At 63.9% G+C, this 17,384-nt stretch carries 13 protein-coding genes and 1 tRNA gene; 8 read left to right on the top strand and 6 right to left on the bottom strand.

All coding sequences use genetic code 11. The annotated features are described in order from the left end of the window. Positions 1–58 precede the first annotated feature (58 nt). The 6 genes from ACM608_RS03825 to ACM608_RS03800 all read left to right on the top strand — a co-directional run bounded on the left by ACM608_RS03825 (position 59) and on the right by ACM608_RS03800 (position 5,672). Positions 59–1,102: a rod shape-determining protein gene (locus ACM608_RS03825; RefSeq protein WP_419681922.1), complete on the top strand. Its 1,044-nt coding sequence runs from the start codon at positions 59–61 to the stop codon at positions 1,100–1,102. A 16-nt stretch (positions 1,103–1,118) separates the two neighbouring features. Then, positions 1,119–1,994: a rod shape-determining protein MreC gene (gene mreC, locus ACM608_RS03820; protein ID WP_419681921.1), complete on the top strand. Its 876-nt coding sequence runs from the start codon at positions 1,119–1,121 to the stop codon at positions 1,992–1,994. After that, complete coding sequence (mreD, locus tag ACM608_RS03815) at positions 1,991–2,500, top strand: rod shape-determining protein MreD (RefSeq protein ID WP_419681919.1); 510 nt, start codon at positions 1,991–1,993, stop codon at positions 2,498–2,500. Before mreC ends, mreD begins: the two co-directional genes overlap by 4 nt. Further along, positions 2,497–4,425 (top strand): penicillin-binding protein 2, encoded by a 1,929-nt coding sequence (mrdA, locus tag ACM608_RS03810; protein ID WP_419681917.1) that lies wholly within the window; start codon positions 2,497–2,499, stop codon positions 4,423–4,425. The genes mreD and mrdA overlap by 4 nt, the downstream gene beginning before the upstream one ends. Then, positions 4,422–5,519, top strand: a complete 1,098-nt coding sequence (gene rodA, locus ACM608_RS03805; protein ID WP_419681916.1) for a rod shape-determining protein RodA — start codon at positions 4,422–4,424, stop codon at positions 5,517–5,519. Before mrdA ends, rodA begins: the two co-directional genes overlap by 4 nt. Positions 5,520–5,596: 77 nt before the next feature. After that, positions 5,597–5,672 (top strand) — tRNA-Lys (locus tag ACM608_RS03800). 236 nt (positions 5,673–5,908) lie between these two features. On the opposite strand, the gene ACM608_RS03795 is transcribed toward ACM608_RS03800, so the two are convergent. The 6 genes from ACM608_RS03795 to ACM608_RS03770 form a co-directional block, all read right to left on the bottom strand. Then, positions 5,909–6,649 (bottom strand): PGN_0703 family putative restriction endonuclease, encoded by a 741-nt coding sequence (locus ACM608_RS03795; protein WP_141459399.1) that lies wholly within the window; start codon positions 6,647–6,649, stop codon positions 5,909–5,911. Positions 6,650–6,736: 87 nt separating this feature from the next. Next, positions 6,737–7,783, bottom strand: a complete 1,047-nt coding sequence (locus ACM608_RS03790; protein WP_419681914.1) for a competence protein CoiA — start codon at positions 7,781–7,783, stop codon at positions 6,737–6,739. A gap of 106 nt (positions 7,784–7,889) precedes the next feature. Beyond that, entirely contained in the window at positions 7,890–9,065 is a 1,176-nt protein-coding gene (locus tag ACM608_RS03785) for an SHOCT domain-containing protein (RefSeq protein WP_419681912.1), read from the bottom strand. 105 nt (positions 9,066–9,170) lie between these two features. After that, the gene (locus ACM608_RS03780; protein WP_419681910.1) at positions 9,171–9,749 is read right to left on the bottom strand and encodes a hypothetical protein; all 579 of its coding nucleotides are present in this window, start codon (positions 9,747–9,749) and stop codon (positions 9,171–9,173) included. Between the two features lie 65 nt (positions 9,750–9,814). Further along, positions 9,815–10,819, bottom strand: a complete 1,005-nt coding sequence (locus tag ACM608_RS03775; RefSeq protein ID WP_419681908.1) for a helix-turn-helix transcriptional regulator — start codon at positions 10,817–10,819, stop codon at positions 9,815–9,817. A gap of 8 nt (positions 10,820–10,827) precedes the next feature. Further along, on the bottom strand, positions 10,828–11,169 hold the full coding sequence (locus tag ACM608_RS03770) for a hypothetical protein (protein WP_141459407.1): 342 nt from the start codon (positions 11,167–11,169) through the stop codon (positions 10,828–10,830). 205 nt (positions 11,170–11,374) lie between these two features. Between ACM608_RS03770 and ACM608_RS03765 the strand changes: the two genes are divergently transcribed. Together ACM608_RS03765 and ACM608_RS03760 are read left to right on the top strand one after the other, a co-directional pair. Beyond that, complete coding sequence (locus ACM608_RS03765) at positions 11,375–13,984, top strand: PD-(D/E)XK nuclease family protein (RefSeq protein ID WP_141459409.1); 2,610 nt, start codon at positions 11,375–11,377, stop codon at positions 13,982–13,984. An 8-nt stretch (positions 13,985–13,992) separates the two neighbouring features. Further along, positions 13,993–17,379, top strand: coding sequence for a UvrD-helicase domain-containing protein (locus ACM608_RS03760; protein ID WP_419681906.1), 3,387 nt, complete (start codon positions 13,993–13,995; stop codon positions 17,377–17,379). Positions 17,380–17,384: the final 5 nt, after the last annotated feature.

The raw sequence follows: 17,384 nt of genomic DNA, 5'->3' as shown, positions 1-17,384 counted from the left end.
CCTAATCCGGACTGCGGCAGTGCATTCTCAGACGACGCGGGCGGGACCGGCAGACACGATGCTTTCCTTCACAAAGCTGTTCAAGTTCATGTCGCACGACATGGCGATCGACCTCGGCACGGCGAACACCGTCGTCTACATCCGGGGGCGCGGCATCGTGCTGAACGAGCCGTCGGTCGTCGCGATCGAGACGATCAACGGCGTCAAGCGGGTGAAGGCGGTCGGTGACGATGCCAAGCTGATGATGGGCAAGACCCCGCACCAGATCGAGGCGATCCGGCCCCTGCGCGATGGCGTCATCGCCGACATCGACGTGGCCGAGCAGATGATCAAGCACTTCATCCTGAAGGTGCACGGCAAGAGCCGCTTCATGCGTTTTCCGGAGATCGTGATCTGCGTGCCGTCCGGCTCCACGAAGGTCGAGCGCCGCGCGATCCGCGACGCGGCGTCGAACGCGGGCGCGAGCCAGGTCTGGCTGATCGAGGAGCCGATGGCGGCGGCGATCGGCGCGGACATGCCGGTGACCGAGCCGATCGGATCGATGGTGGTCGACATCGGCGGCGGCACCACCGAGGTCGCGGTGCTCTCGCTCCACGGCCTTGCCTATACCACCTCGGTCCGGGTCGGCGGGGACAAGATGGACGAGGCGATCGCCTCCTATGTCCGCCGCAACCACAACCTCCTGATCGGTGAGGCGACGGCGGAGCGGATCAAGAAGGATTACGGTGTCGCCAAGATGCCGAAGGACGGCACCGGCCAGTCGATCCACATCAAGGGCCGCGATCTCGTCAACGGCGTGCCGAAGGAGATCGAGATCAACCAGGGCCAGATCGCCGAGGCGCTGAGCGAGCCGGTCTCCGCGATCGTCGAAGGCGTGCGCATCGCGCTGGAGAACACGCAGCCGGAACTGGCCGCCGACATCGTCGACCAGGGCATCGTGCTGACCGGCGGCGGCGCGCTGCTCGGCGCGCTGGACGAGGTGCTGCGCGAGGAGACGGGCCTGCCGGTCACCGTCGCCGACGAGCCGCTGACCTGCGTCGCGCTCGGCACCGGACGCGCCCTGGAAGATCCGGTCTTCCGCGGCGTCCTCCAGACCGCCTGACGGAGGGTCTCCGCCGGTGGTGGCGCCGCGCGCCGATCGCCGACCGGGCTTTTCGCGGCGCGCGCAGTTCGGCGTGTTCGCGGCCTATGTCGTGGCGATCACCGGGATCATCGCCGGCCTTCTGCTGGCAGCACTCGCCGCGTTCGATCCGATCGGGTTCGGCCGGTTGCGCAGCGCGTTCGACGATCTGACCACGCCCGTCTCGGCCGGGCTCCGTTATGGTGCACAGGGCGTGTCGGGCATTGACGATGCGATCGCCGCCTATGTGCGCGCGGGATCGCAGAACCAGGCGTTGCGTGAGGAACTGGGTCGCGCAAGGCTGAAGCTGATCGAGGCGCGCGCGACCGCGTTCGAGAACCGGCGGCTGCGCGCGACGATGCGGGTGATCGAGCCGGAGGTGCGGCCCGTCGCCGTGGCGCGGCTGGTCTCCTCCACGACGATGTCCGACCGGCGCATCGTGACGATCACCGCCGGTTATAATGACGGCGTGCGGCCGGGCCAGCCGGTGCGCGCGGCGGAGGGTCTGGTCGGCCGCGTCCTCGACACCGGCTTCACCGCGGCGCGCGTCCTCCTCGTCACCGACGAGGCGAGTTCGATTCCGGTGCGGGAGGTGCGGCGCGGCACGCCGGGGCTCGCCGCCGGGAACGGGACGGGCGGGCTGGAGATCCGCGCGCTCGGCACCGGCGCGATGCCGTTCAGGCGCGGCGACCTGCTCGTCACTTCGGGCGCGGGCGGCCTCTATCCGCCGGGCATACCGGTCGCGGTGGTGGCGCGGACGACGCGCGACGTCGCGCGGGGCTGGCCGCTCGCCCGGCCCGAGCTGCTCGACTACGGGCTGATCCTGCCGGCCTATCGCCCGCCCCTCGCCCCCCCACCGGCCCCTGCGCCGTGATCGCGCCGCGCTCCGCCGATCCCTACCGCCTGCCCTTCCGGGTCGCGGCGGTGCCGGTCGCGACGACGATCCTCGGCTCCGCGACCTCGCTGCTGCCGGTCGTCACATCCTGGGCGATGCTGCCGCCCTTCGGCCTCCTCATGCTGCTCGGCTGGCGGCTGCTGCGACCGGAAATCTGGCAGGCCTGGGTCGCCCTCCCCCTCGGCCTTGCCGACGATATCCTGACCGGTCGGCCGATCGGCACCGGCATGGCGTTGTGGACGATGGTGCTGCTCGCCATCGACTATAGCGACACGCGCCTCCTCTGGCGCAACCATTGGCAGGAATGGGGCATCGTCGCGGTGGCCGTGCTGTTCGTAACGGCGGGCGACGTGGTGCTGGGGTGGATGAGCGGCGCGGATAGCTCATTGCGCGCGGTGCTCCCCGCGTGCCTTGCGGGCATCCTGCTCTTCCCGTCCATCCTGCGCCTCTGTGCCCGGCTCGACCGCTGGCGGCTGGCGCGGTGAAGGGCCCACGCATCGTCTCCGCGCAGCAGCAGGCGCTGACCTTCACGCGGCGCGCCTTCGTGCTGGGCGGACTGCAGGCGGGCGTGGCGGGGATGCTGGGCGCGCGCATGGCCTGGCTGTCGATCGCCGAGAACGAGCGGTATACCGGCCTTTCCGAGAGCAACCGGGTGCAGGCGCTGGTCATCCCGCCGCGCCGGGGCTGGATCGTCGATCGCTTCGGCCGCCCGATCGCGATCAACCGCACCGACTTCCGCGTCGATCTCATTCCCGACCGGCTGCGCGATGCGGAGGGCGCGATCGCCGCGCTGACCCGCCTGCTGTCGCTGACGCCGGACGAGGTCGAGCGGGTGCGCGAGGATCTGAAGAGCGGCGCCGGATACCGGCCGGTGCCGGTGAAGGAGAACCTCAGCTGGGAACAGTTCGCGGCGGTCTCCGTCCGCCTGCCCGAGCTGCCCGGCGTCGCCCCGGCGCGTGGCTTCTCCCGCTTCTACCCGGCAGGCGCGGCCGTCGCGCACCTGACCGGCTATGTCGGCGCGGCGTCCGCCAAGCAGTACGAGGCGGAGCGCGATCCTTTGCTCATCACCCCCGGCTTCAAGGTGGGCAAGGAGGGGCTGGAGCGGACGATGGAGCGCTGGCTGCGCGGCAAGCCGGGGGCCAAGCGGGCCGAGGTCACCGCGCGTGGCAAGTTGGTCAAGGAGCTGACCACGCGGCCGGAGGTGCCGGGGCATGTGCTGAAGCTGACGGTCGACGCGCCGCTCCAGGCCTATGCCGCGCGGCGGCTGGGGCCGAACAGCGGATCGGCGGTGGTGATCGACTGCCTGACGGGCGGCATCCTCGCGATGGTGTCGATGCCGGCCTATGATCCAAACAGCTTTTCCGACGGGATCGGCCATTCGGAATGGGGGATGCTGTCGGCGAACGACCATCTGCCGCTGACCAACAAGGTGCTGCAGGGGCTTTACCCGCCGGGATCGACGGTCAAGCCGATGATGTCGCTGGCCCTGCTCCGTGCCGGCGTCGATCCGCACGCGACCGTGTCGTGCAGCGGGGCGTACCGCGTCGGCGGGGGGCTGTTCCACTGCTGGCGGCGACGAGGGCATGGACCCGTCGACATGCAGCGGGCTGTGGCGCAGAGCTGCGACATCTATTTCTACCATATGGGGCGGCAGCTCGGCATCGACCGGATCGCCGCGACGGCGCGCGACCTCGGCATGGGGCAGCGCTTCGACCTGCCGGTCGCGTCGCAACGCTATGGCACCATGCCGGACAGCGCGTGGAAGCTGGCGAAATACAAGAAGCCGTGGACCGTAGCCGACACCGTCAACGCGACGATCGGCCAGGGCTATGTGCTCGCCAATCCGTTGCAGCTGGCGGTGATGGCGGCGCGGCTGGCGACGGGGAAGCGTATCGATCCGCTGCTGATCCACCCCGCGCATGACCGCACGCCGGCCCCACCAGCCGCCACGCTCGGCATCCCGCCGGACCATCTCGCCATCGTGCGCAACGCAATGGCGGCGGTGGTGAACGGCGGCGGCACCGGCGGTGCGGCACGGATGCAGGTGCCGGACGTGCTGCTGGCGGGGAAGACAGGCACCGCGCAGGTGCGGCGGATCACCATGGCGGAACGGCGATCGGGGGTGCTGGGCGACAGCGCCCTCCCCTTCCGCATGCGCGACCATTCGTTGTTCATCGGCTTCGCGCCGTTCGACAATCCGCGTTACGCCTGCGCGGTGGTGCTGGAACATAGCGGCCATATCGTCACCGCCGCGCCAATGGCGCGCGATATCCTGACCTTCCTCTACGAACCCGAGCGCGCGATGCGGACGTTGACGGCGCTGGAGGGCGATTGGGGCGGCGACATCCGCACGCGCATGGCGAAGGAGGCGGACGCCTGGGCTGCGGCGAAGGCGGCGCGCACGGCATGATCGTCCCCCGCATCCTGGCCGAAATCCGCTGGCGGATCGTCTTCCTGCTCCTCGCCATCGCCGGCTTCGGGCTGGTCGTGCTGTATTCGGCGGCGGGCGGCTCGATGCGGCCCTGGGCCGCGTCGCAGGGCACCCGGCTAATCGCGTTCCTTATCATGGCGCTCGTCCTGTCGCGCTTTCCCGAGCGGTTCTGGAAGGCGATCGCCTTTCCATCCTGGGCGGTGCTGGTCTTCCTGCTGCTGCTGATCGACGCGGTTGGCGCGGTGGCCGGCGGGGCGCAACGCTGGCTCGACCTCGGCATCATCCGCCTGCAGCCGTCCGAGATGATGAAGCTGTCGGTCGTGTTGACGCTGGCGCGGTTCTACGACCTGCTGCCTGCCAGCGAGACGCGGCGGCTGACCGCGATCTGGCCCGCCGCCCTGTTCATCGGCGTACCGTTCGTGCTGGTGATGCTGCAGCCCGATCTCGGCACGTCGCTGATGATCGTCTTCGGGGGCGTGGTGACGGCGTTTCTCGCCGGCCTGCCGCTGCGCCTGTTCCTGGGGGCGGCGGCGGGGGTGGCGGCGCTGCTGCCGATCGCCTTCACGATGATGCACGATTACCAGCGCAACCGCGTGCTGATCTTCCTCGATCCAGAGAGCGACCCGCTCGGCACCGGATATCATATCAGCCAGTCGAAGATCGCGATCGGATCGGGCGGGCTGTTCGGCAAGGGGTTCCTGAACGGCACGCAGAGCCATCTCGACTACCTGCCGGAGGGGCATACCGACTTCGTCTTCGCGACCATGGCGGAGGAGTGGGGGCTGGCGGGCGGGCTGTTCCTGATCGGCGGGTTCCTGGCGCTGATGTGGTGGGCGCTGCGCGTGGCGTTGCGCGCGGACAGCCGGTTCGGGCGGCTGACGGCGGGCGGGCTGTCGGCGACGATCTTCTTCTACGTCGCGATCAACCTGATGATGGTGATGGGCCTGGCGCCGGTCGTCGGCATCCCGCTCCCCATGGTGTCGTTCGGCGGATCGGCGATGATGACCATGATGATCGTCGTTGGCATCCTGATGTCGATCGACCGATCCAGCCGAATGCGCCCGGCTTACTGAAACCGGGGTTTACAAGCCCCCGACCCCCTGCTAACCGGCCGCCTCCCCGATGCCTCGGGGCGCCGCAACCCGGCAGTGGACGCATAGCTCAGTTGGTAGAGCAGCTGACTCTTAATCAGCGGGTCCTAGGTTCGAGCCCTAGTGCGTCCACCACCTTACTCCATAAATTCAATAACTTACGCGGCCTGAAATTTGGGTCGCGACGGTCCGTCTTCCGCCTAGGTAGCAGGCTAGGTAGCACGGCCAGCTGTCGCATATTTTTTTGGTTGCGGCTGCGCGAGAGAATCCCGGCATCGCAATGACCCACTGTCTGGCGTCGCGGGGGCAGGAAGAGCAGCATCGGCGCGAATACGGGTCTTGGCACCTAGGATGCCACTTGGTTCGTCGATCTATGGCTGAAATTTGAGACGCAGAGCTTCGGCATGCGCCCTTACCGCAGGGGGCGCGGTCGGCACAGCAAAGCGATCCAGCCAGTCAGCCCAACTCGTCGCGGCGAATCGGACACGCGCGCCGCGCACCGCGGCTGAGAAGTTCTCAATTTCCGCGCGGTGCCCTGAACAAGCAGAGGCAGGCACACTTGGTGGCTCGGCGTAGAGGTACAGCAAGACCGGCGCTCGATTGACTCGCCTGGCTTCGGTCGAGAGCCCAAAAGCGTGCTTCACGAGCTGCGCGGCATCAAGATAGCGATAGGAAAGCGGATCCTCTCGCAAGGCATCGCGCATGGCCAGCCAAGGCTCCATCGTCTCGCCCCAAACATCGCGATCATACGCTTGGGCCAGAACGGCTTGCTTCTGATCTCGAAATGGTTCGAACCGCTTGGACTCCACGCCAATGAGATGGGTGCCGGTAACAACCGCTGCATCAAGCCATGGGTGACGACCGCCTTGCCAGGGAAAGCGCATTTGCCGTTCAATCTCGACCGACGCAGCTGGCCATTCGATGTCATCGAGGCCAGGGAAAGCCGGAAGTAGGCTTGGTCTTTCGATGAACCAACCAAACCCATTCGCCGCCAATGCGGCGCTACTTTCTGGACTAGCAAATTTGCCAGAGGCCAATTCGTTGCCACCAGCTCTATCTAGGGACAGGCGGACCAGGTCGGCTGGCACGCCTGGGAGGAACAATTCGCTCATCAGCGTCTCATATTTCAGTCGTCCGTCAAAAGCGGTCGTAACTGCCGCTGACGGATGGCGATTTGCCGAGGATTGAAATGGGATGTTTCAGGTCAACGAAATTTCCATGTGGACGCCCCATCCCGGCTCTTCACCAAGGTTGATCGCCAATTGCCGCATCCGATCATCGACAACGGTGCGGAACCTCGCCACGACACCCTGGTGGTCCCAGGCCTGATATTCGTAGTGAGCGCCGATTAGAGCGCCACAGTGGGCACATCCGTTGCTCAGGTAACGAGAACCAAACTCTCGGCTGTCGCGGTGCGTGATCCGGCCAAGTGATGCTTGTGCAGGGATCGCCTGCAAGGTCCTCCGCACGAGATCAGGGCAACCGCTGAGATCGGGGATGGTCGCCGAAAGCGTATGGGGACCAATGCTGATATCGAGTCCGGTGATGATCCGCGTCTCGGCCCCGCACTTCCAGCAATCCAAGTTGCCGCACCGGATCTCAACGTCCGCCGGCGCGCCGAGCGGCAGGCCGAACATATACTGCCGGTTCAGAGCTGCTGTAATGAATGATGCCAGCGGCAAGGCCTGCTCGCCGGCACCGGTCGGTACGAAGACCTCGTAGCCATCGAGCGGGGCGCCACTGACCCGGACAGCGGGAATGTCCTTGGATGCGTGAAAACGCGATTGCCGGAAAAGCCAGAGACCGCGGACCCCGGACGAAGCGTAGCGGGATTGTCGGCGAGCCGTCTCCTCTTGGCTCTGCTTTGACCATTGTACCTCGATGGCGATGCGAGCAGCCCCTTTGCTTAGGAGCACGTCGGCCCGCCACGGCTCGCGATCTGCGCTCAGTCCGTCGATCTCTGCCTCTGCAAGCCAGCCATTGGCCCTCGCCGCCTCGACTATCACTTGCTTCACTTGGCGATGGTCTTCGCTTTCGGGCGCGCTTGTACAGGCCCCGCGGAACCTGTGAACGAAATGCTGCGTGCCGAGCTTCGAACGTCTGAGGATTATCTCTGCCTGACAGCAAGGTGCTCGCAGGTGCCGTTCGAGCGCGTTTTTAACGGAAAGCGATTGCCATTCCTGCGGGGCGAATTCGAACGCATGGATGCTCTTGCCCGAATGAGTGTCGATACATCGCAATGCCATTTCAGCCCCCAGGAAACGATCAGTGAGCCGGCAAGGGCGGAGGCTTCGAGCCAGGACCAATGGCCGTATCGATTGCTGTGATCAGCTGGCCGGGGACCATCATCGCTCACTGCTGCCCAGAGGTGCCGAGCAGTCGCTCTTTGGCAGCCTGAAATTCTGCTTCGCTCAGGGCACCGCTGTTCTTGAGATCGACCAGCTTTCTCAACTCGTCGGCAATTGATGTCCCTTGCGCAGGTTGGGCCACCGCTGCCCCGGCAAGCTCTCGCTGCGGAGGGGGCAAAAACTTCACGGACCCGTTGCACTGGTTCGTGACAAAGTCGAAGTCCCGCGCTTCGCCCATGTCGACGAACTGGACGAAACCATTGGAATCCAGGACGACGACAAACGACGTGTTGCCGGTGTAGCCCCCCATGCGATTGCGGGCATTGATCGACCCGCAAGTCCAGTAGCCTTCGACACGCTTGGACAGGATGGGCTTCCAAGTCCCATAGGTGAACCCATAAGGCCATTCGATCCGCGCGGAATCCGGATCGATCAATCGGGCGCGGAGCGAAGCCTCGGAATTGCGCCGAAACATGGCCCAATCGGGCGCAGATTCCTCGAACATGCGCTCGCCTCCAGGCCAGGACCGTGTCACGGCGACCAGCTCCTGAAAACGTGCAATTCCCAGCCCCTGGGTAATGAGGCCCTCGCTCGCGCGCAGGCGCCGGATGACATCGGTCCGCATCGAAGGTGCCCAACGCGCATCCTCGACCAGCATCTGCATGGCATCAAAGGTGAACTGCGCGAGGTTGTATCGCTCGGAGTTACGCGAGAGCGAGGCGCACTGAACCTTCATTGCGGTGCCATATGTTCCGAGATCATCGCGCTGCCCAAAGGCGGAAACGCATTCGTCGAATTTGCCGCGGGCGGCAAGATTGAGGCCATTCAACAACGCTTCCGTGGCAGGCCGGGCATTGGAGCAACTCACCTCCACGTCCGTGGGCTGCCCGCCTCGCTCAATGCTCACCGGGATCACCGTCGCCGGGCCAGTCTCGCGCAGGAGCGCGATGATGTCTTCGGCCCGCTTGCCGGATACGTCCACACGATTGATCGAGATGAGACGATCTCCAGGTTTCAGAGCGGATGCCGAGAACGTCCGCGTCACGAGGCCGCCCTCCCCGACAAAGGCACCCATCGAACAGCGATCTTTGGGTTCGCCTTGGCCTTGGAGCTGAGCAAGCGAAGCCTTGGCCTGATCGCGAAATGCATTCTTGTCCTGGGCATGGGCAAGCGACGGCATGACCAACGCGCTCGCTGCAATCAATCCAAACGCCCAACTGCACGACTGCTTCATAATCCCCCCCGAACTTTCTCAAATTACTCAACGCGAATGCCCGATACCCCGTCAGGCGAGCGCGCCGACCGTTGCTCTCTCGATGCCAGCCCAATCCTGCTCGTGAGATCCCAAATTGTTCGGCATGCCTCGCTTGGTCAAACAGCCTTTGGGAGAGGCGTAACTGTCGATCCGCCGTTCCGGCTCCTCGCGCCAGGCGATATTCACGGCCCAGAACTTCGGGAAGAAGTAGAGGCTCGAATAGGGAAGGTGATCGTGGATCCACCAGGCGAGCTTTCGCCAATCCCCTTCCGCCTGGAATGCGTCCCAGAACGCCGGAACGACGACGCACGCCGTGGCCCCCATTCGGCCCTTGGCGTCGCGACGATCCCATATGTGGCCAGCGAAATTCGCTTCGTTCGAAGCACAATTGTACCCGCTCTTCCCAGCAGCCTGCATCTCGTTGCCCAGCCCATTGACCTCGCAGGAGCGAAAGGCGGAGCGAACGGCGATGCGGCCAAACCTATCCTGCAAAGGCTCGAGCAGTTCTTCGCAGAGCCTGCTTCCTGCAGCGATCGCCAGATCAGGATCGTCCGGCAGGTTGTTCAGACCGTGGACCGCCGCAATGTCGGAGAACAGGAAATCCCGCATGAAGAACGACTTCGACAACCGAACGCGGCCAAAGTCATTGAGCGCAGAAACAGAATCGGGCTTTCTCATGCCCCTGCCCTAGCGTCATGTTGCGTCAAAAGCGGTCGCAGGCAGGCGCTTGCCGCATCCAGCCGCTCCCGCATGACCGCTTTGAGCGCATCGGGGCCTTCGATCACAACCTCGCCGCCCCATGTAAAAAGATGCTCGGCAATTTCGCGGAGGCCACCGGCCCGGAACCTTACGATCATTCCTTCATCTGTTTCTTCCAGTTCCTGAGCGGGATGGAAACGCCAGTGCCGTGCGCGTTCGACCGAGGATGGAAGCACCCGCAACACGACCGCGTGATCTTCCTCCCGCCAAATGCCGAAGCTTTGTGATAACCACCGGTCGATGTCCCAGTCCGCTGGGGGCAATCCCGACGTGTTGGCCGCACGCACGTTGCTCATCCGATCCAAACGGAAGGGCACGGGATCGGCATCGCGATCGGGCATTTGGCCAATCAGGTAGGTGATGGGACCATGCACTAGGCCAAAGGGTATCACGCGGCGCCACCGCGGGAGATCGACCCCGTCAGCGCGATAATCGAACTCCACACATTGCCCGGCCATGATGGCGCCCTGGATAGCGGCCAAATTTTCCGGGTCGGCGACGACGGCCGGACCGGCGGGGACCCGGCTGCGCTGAAGGCGGGCCAAGGATTCGAGATCCGGATCGACCCTTCGCTTCTCCCGATCATCCAATGCAGCCTTTGTCTTGTCGAGCAGACTGGAGAGCAATGCTGCCTGAGGTGCCATCTCGCGATTGCGAGCGTCGGCTTCAGCCTGGAGTGCCGCGATCTCGGCAGCCGTGGGGCGCGTGTACACCCGCCTCAATGCATCTCGAATGCGGAACCGCTTGGTTCGCCCATCGCTTTCCTCGACCACATCGAAATGAAGCGCGATCACGTCGCGCAAGCGCTCAACGGTCCGCCTGGTAACCCCGAGCCCGGAAGCCATCTCGTCGAGTGTCAGGCCTTCCCCGCTGTCGCACAACATATGAACGAGCTTCAGCGAGCGATCGAGCTTCGCCATCCTCTGGGTCACGGCGTGTTCTCCTGAATGTCGGACGGCCCGACCGAAAGGAATAGCGGAGGGCTGTTGGTTTCGGATCGTGAGGCTTCCAGCCAGTCGCGTCCGGAGATCTCCTGCCTTGCCAATTCTTCCAGCGTTTCCGCGCTGGCGGCTGCAGCCTGATTAAGCGTTCTCGCGGCGACAAGGGTGTAATCGGACGCCCGCTCGTCGATCTTTTGCCCGGCAAATATCCGGTTGAACAATCCCATCATTTCCCCCGACGCCTCTCGGCCGAATCCTGCCCTTAGCATCGGCCATCTCAAAACAGTCTCCACGACAAAACCGGTCGCAGCAAGCTCGAATCCGATCAAAAGCCCTCTCAGGCACCTTGCATCGGATCACCAAAAGGCTTGTATAAGAGCTACTCGTCGGTGGGGGCCAATAATCACGAGGATCACGAATCTGCGCACCAAGTCGGCGTAGCAAATTCGTATAGTTTGCTGACTGTTGTCAGGGGGGATATCGATTGTGACTGCGGCTGGGCGTTCAACTATTGTATGTCACGGAAGACATGCCATGCGCTGCGAGCGGCTGCATGCTGCACGCGATCGGCACCATGGCACCCAGATCATGTCGTTCGAGCAATCAGCGGTGCGACTGGCCGGAGGCTTCATCAAGCCGATTGACGACGAAACGCTCCGTTCGACATTGCAGTCTGTGCTTCCCAATACGCCGCTGGGTGAGCTGGAAAACATCAAGTCGCTCCCCGGTATGGTCAACGCTGCGGCCGACACTCTTCACAAGGTTTGGCGGGCCGGGATCGACCTCTCCGCACGCGCAGGAGACCATCCCAGGCTAGAGGCGCTGGCCCACCTCGAAGCTGCTGTTCTGGCCGAACTTCCCGCAGGAATGCTCAGGCCGATGGATATCGTCGCCTGCGCGCGGAGCCGAATTCATCATTCTCAGAAGGTGCTCGGCGCCCTGACCGTTGAGGGATTGACCGAGCTTTCGCCGTGCTGGCGCCCATTGCTGATCGAGCTCGCGACCGAGATTCCGGTGACGTGGAATGCCGGGCCGCGCCGGATTCCGGCCTGGTTGGCTGGGTCCCCGATAAAGGTAGTCGAAGCAGCGGCCCAGCATCCCGAGGTTAGCCTCGCAAGCGCCGCCTCGGGTCTCCACGAGGCTATCGAGGCGTTGCGCTGGGTACGATCCCTTCTGGCATCCGGCGATGTCGCCCCGCATGAAATCGCAATCGCATCAGCGTCGCCTGCCGAATATGACGATCATTTCCTGGCGCTACGGTCCGATGCGAACATCGATTTGCACTTTGTCCATGGGGTTAGGACAGTCACGACCCGCGACGGTCAGGCCGCGGCGGCGCTGGCCGACATTCTTGTTCGCGGCCTTTCGCAGACCCGTATCCGGCGGCTCGCCGCACTCTGCTCGAATGGTCCCGCGCTCTCAGCACTGCCGGAAGGGTGGCTGCGCGTCTTGCCAACCGACGCGCCGATGGCGACGTCTGCTGCGTGGAACCGACTGTTGTCGGGTCTCGCAGCCAAAGATTGGCCGGATGGAAGCGACTATTCCCCTGCACTGAAATCCGTGATCGAGCTGCTCGCAAAAGGGTCCGACGCTGCCGATGAAGTCGGCCCAGCCTTTCTTGAAGGCCGCGCGCTCGCGATTTGGCGCAAGGCACTCATGGCCGGGCCGGCCTCATCGATCGACGCTTCGCTGGAAAACCTGAAGCAGGATGACGGTCTCGATTCCTGCGTCTCGGTTGCGTGGATGCCGGCAAGTGCGCTTGCCGCATCACCGCGCCGGTTTGTCCGTCTGATCGGCCTGAATTCCTCGCGTTGGCCGCGCGGCATTTCTGAAGACAGATTGATTCCCGATCACATCATCCCGACCCATGTGCTCGATCCACTTCCGATCAATCAGGCGGATAGGCGTGATTTCGAGACTATTCTGGCGACGACATCCGGCCAGCTCGTTCTGTCTCGTGCCCGCCGCGACAGCGATGGCCGGCTCCTCGGGCGCAGTCCACTGCTCGCCGGACTTGGCAGCGAGATGTATCTTCGCCGCAATGCGGTTCCGCTTCATGCTTTCAGCGAGACCGATCGGTTGATGGCCAGAACGGAAGAGTTTCGCGCCTATCCCCAAGCGGTCAGCGCCTTGGCCTGCTGGCGAGATTGGAAGCGGGAGGAGATTACCGCTCACGATGGCAAGGTGAGACCAGACCATCCCCTGATCCAGGCCGTGCTCGATCGCACGCAGTCAGCCAGTTCGCTGCGACGCCTGCTCCGCAACCCCCTCGGCTTTGTCTGGGTTTATGGACTCCACTGGAGCGCCCCTGACGCCGGAGCCGAACCGTTGGTGCTCGATCCGCTGGAAATGGGCGACCTTGTCCACATGGTGCTCGACATCGCGCTCCAGAACATCGAGGCCGCCGGCGGTCTCGGCAGCGCAACGGCGCAAGTTATCGACGAATTGGTCGGGAGTGCGGCCGCCCGAGTGGCGGCCGATTGGGAAAGTGAACGTCCGGTGCCGCCGGCGATCATCTGGACGCGCACGCTCTCAGACGCTCGAGTGACGGCAAGCAATGCCCTGACCTATGGCCATCTGGAACTGGCGGCAGCGCAAAGCTTTGCCGAGGTGCCGTTCGGTGGATCCATGCCCAAATCGGAAGGGGCCATTCCCTGGGATCCGAGCACCAGGGTCGAAATTCCCGGCGCAGGCTTTGCGATCAAGGGCTACATCGACCGCCTCGACATTCTTGACGATGGCAAGTGCGCCATCGTGCGAGACTATAAGACCGGACGCGCACCACGGTCGGCCATTCGCCTCAACGGGGGCAAGGAGCTTCAACGATGTCTTTATGGCTTCGCCGTGAAATCCTTGCTGGGCGAGGATGTGAGCATAACCGCGTCGCTGTTGTATCCTAGGGAGAACCTGGACCTCCAGCTCGACGATCCCGACGCCGCCTTGTCCGAGGTCACCGGCTACCTTGTTGCTGCCCGGTCGAACCTGCAATCCGGGCTGGCGATCCCCGGCCCGGATACCGGCGATGATTACGACGATCTCGCCTTCGCCCTGCCCGCAAACGCCGGCCCAACCTACTGCAAACGCAAGCGTCCAATCGCGGCGGCAATGCTCGGAGATGCGGCTCAGGTGTGGGAGGCGGAGTGATGACGACAATGGCTGCGCAACTGAAGGACGACGGTGCCCGCTTCGATGCAATTGGTCGGCATACCCGCTCGATCCTCGTGGAGGCTGGCGCTGGCTCGGGCAAAACCGCGGTTATGGCGGGGCGCATCGCCGTAATGCTCGCGGAGGGAACCTCTCCGCGCGCCATCGCTGCGGTGACATTTACCGAACTGGCGGCAAGCGAATTGGTGTCGCGGGTCAGGGAGTTTGTCGCCGAGTTGAGCGAAGGCCGCATCGCGCCAGAGCTTAAAGTCGCACTTCCCGATGGCCTCAGCGATGCCCAGCGCAACAATCTCGTCACCGCGAGCGCGGCGATCGATGAAGTCACCTGCTCGACGATTCACGGCTTCTGCCAGCGTCTCATCAAGCCCTACCCGGCTGAGGCAGACATCGATCCTGGCGCGACGGTCATGGATCGGAACCTGGCTGATCTTGCGTTTCTCGAAATCGTTGATGGCTGGCTGCGAGAGCGGCTATCCGGCGAACATGGCGGCATCATTGCCGAAATGGTGCTCTACAATCCGAAAAGCACGGTGGAGCTGCTTCACAAGATCGCGGCCAATTTGCGCAGCAGGCGAACTCTCAAGGCACCAGCGCCGTCCCCGTTCGCTCCGCTCATGGCCGAATTCCAACAGGCGGCCACAGCCTTTGGCGACTTCATCAAAAATGCCTCGGCCCACGAGCCCGAGACAGCCGCCTATGCGGCAGGCTTCGCGCAGATGGCTCAAGCGGTAGCCGCGGTTGCCGACCCCCAATCACCAGCGGGCCTTGTTCAGTTGCTGGTGGCTCGCCCCCATCCGGACGTTTGCACCAAGACCGGTGGATTTGCCGCCTATCGCAAGAAGGGGAAGTGGGTCGAAGCGGCGAAGCAGGCCGGTTTGTCCAAAGCCGACGGTGAGCAGCTCAACATCGCCGCCGACGATCTGTACGCGAAAAGCTGCACGACGTGGTCCGCAATGCAGCAGGCGGTTGCCAGCCACGTTCTGGCAGCGCTTGTCTCAGAAGCCGCGCCAATCCTCGAACGCTACCGCGACTACAAGCGTTCAAGCGCGCAGCTCGATTTCGACGACCTGATCTATGCCGCGCGCGACCTGTTGCGCAGTCATGAGGCCGTACGCCAGGCGCTTGGCAAGCGTTTTGCCCACGTCCTCGTCGACGAGTTTCAGGATACCGATCCGCTCCAGACCGAGATCTTCTGGCGGCTATGCGGTGATCCGCAGCATGAAGGCGACGATTGGGCGGACTTCCGTATCCGTCCGGGCGCACTGTTTCTCGTGGGCGATCCGAAACAGGCGATCTACCGCTTTCGCGGCGCCGACGTCGGTGCCTATGTACAGGCTCGCAGCGCGTTTATCGCGCAGAGTCAGGAAAGCCTGCTCTCCATCTCGACCAATTTTCGGTCGTGCGCCTCCGTTCTGACCTTCGTCAACGCGCGCTTCGAAGCGGTCCTGTCTGCCGATGGCCAACCGGGCTTCACGGCCCTCGATGCGTTCCACTCCGATCCCATCGAGGGCGTGTGCGTAGCTGCCCTCGACGTCGCGGTTGCAGGCGAGGATGGCAAAGCGAAGGTGGAGCAGCAACGGGACGGTGAAGCCGAGGCAGTTGCCGACCTGTGCGCCCGTCTGATCGGCGGGCAGGAAATCGTCGATCGCCGGACCGGGACTCCGCGTCTCTGCCAACCGGGCGATATCGCTTTGCTCGCCCCGACAGGCGCCGAACTATGGCGATACGAAGAAGCTTTGGAACGCCGCGGTATCCCGGTTGCGACCCAAGCCGGCAAAGGGCTCTTCCGTCGTCAGGAAATCCAGGATTTGATCGCGGTCACCCGTGTCCTTGCTGACCGTCGCGACACATTGGCGCTGGGCGCGCTGCTTCGGGGGCCATTGGTCGGCCTTACAGATGAAGAATTGCTCGACATCGTCTGGGCTCTCCCGCGCAATGAGAGCGAACCCGACCGCATCCCGCGTCTGACCCTGTCCGTCGATACCGACTCCATCACTCACGATCTGGCGCGGGCGGTCCTGGTGAAACTGCAGGCTCTTGCGCGGCGAGCGAACAGCACCACGCCGCATGAACTCCTGTCGCAGGCGATTGATGTCCTGCGTATCAGGCCCATTCTCGTCGAGCGCCATCGCGGTCAGGCGGAGCGCGCGCTCGCCAATGTCGACCTCTACCTCAATCTTGCGACTGCATATGCGGTGCGCGGCCTGCGGTCGTTTTCTGAGGCGATGACTACGGCGTGGGAGGATGAGACTCGAGCAGTCGAAGGTCGCCCCGACGCGCAAGAGGAAGCCATCTCGCTCTTCACGATGCACGCGGCGAAGGGCCTCGAATGGCCTATTGTCATACCAATCAACACCATGACCGGCGTCATGGGTCCCGATAGCGCGGTGACAGACCGCCAGTCGGATACATTCTATTGCCCGATCTTCGGCGTGCCCCCCGAGGGGCACGAAGCGGCGATCGAGGCCGAAAAGCTCGAGCTGGATCGGGAGCGGATACGTCTGTGGTACGTGGCGGCCACGCGGGCGCGGCAATTGCTGATTCTTCCTCGCCTCGATGTCTCACCATCGAAGTCGGCATGGATAAGTCTGCTCGACCTTTCGCTTGCCGAGCTTCCAGCACTCAATCCCGATGATCTGCCGGAGCGCGTGCCATCGCCAGCAGGGGAAGCGGGCAACGCGCAGACGAGAGAGGCATTTGCGGCGGAAGCTGAAGAAATCTTGCGGCGACAGGCCCGTCTGACCTGGCTCGCCCCGAGCCGCAGCGAAAATACCTCCGGCCCCGTAGTCGTCGAGGAGGAACCAGACCTCTGGACAGATTCCGACGACAGGCAACCTCAGGAGCTCCCGCCGCAGATCGCCATTCAAGGCAGCCGCGAGCGGGGCCTGATCCTCCACAAGCTGATGGAGGAGGTTCTGACGGGCGAAATCTTCGACGATCTTGGTTCGCTGACCGAGCGAGCGAAGGAATTGATCGTTCAATTCGGCCGAACTGCGGTTAGCGATGCCGCGACAGGCCTATCCCCCGAGGAATTGGCCAGTTGCGTCGACAAGACACTCAAGCTTGATCCGATTGCAGCAGTGCGGAGCGAACTGATAGCCGAGTTCCCGGTGTTTGCGAGCCACACCGCGGATGGGCATGAATATGCGACCTCCGGAATTGCTGACGCTCTCACCCTGACGTCTGAGGGCAAGCCGGGAATGATCGTGGATTGGAAGAGCGATGTAGCACCCGATGCTCTGTCGCTCGAGCACTATCGAGGTCAGGTGCAAGCCTATCTCGACATGACTGGCGCCGAACGCGGAATGATCGTCCTGATGACCAGGGGTGAGATTATCGAGGTCTCTCCATCCAGCGTCGGCTCGACGCCGTGATCGGG

The organism is Sphingomonas sp. ID0503 (assembly GCF_048565625.1).
In the GTDB taxonomy this organism is placed as follows: Bacteria; Pseudomonadota; Alphaproteobacteria; order Sphingomonadales; family Sphingomonadaceae; genus JBLZUR01.
This window is presented reverse-complemented; position numbering and strand designations above follow the sequence as displayed.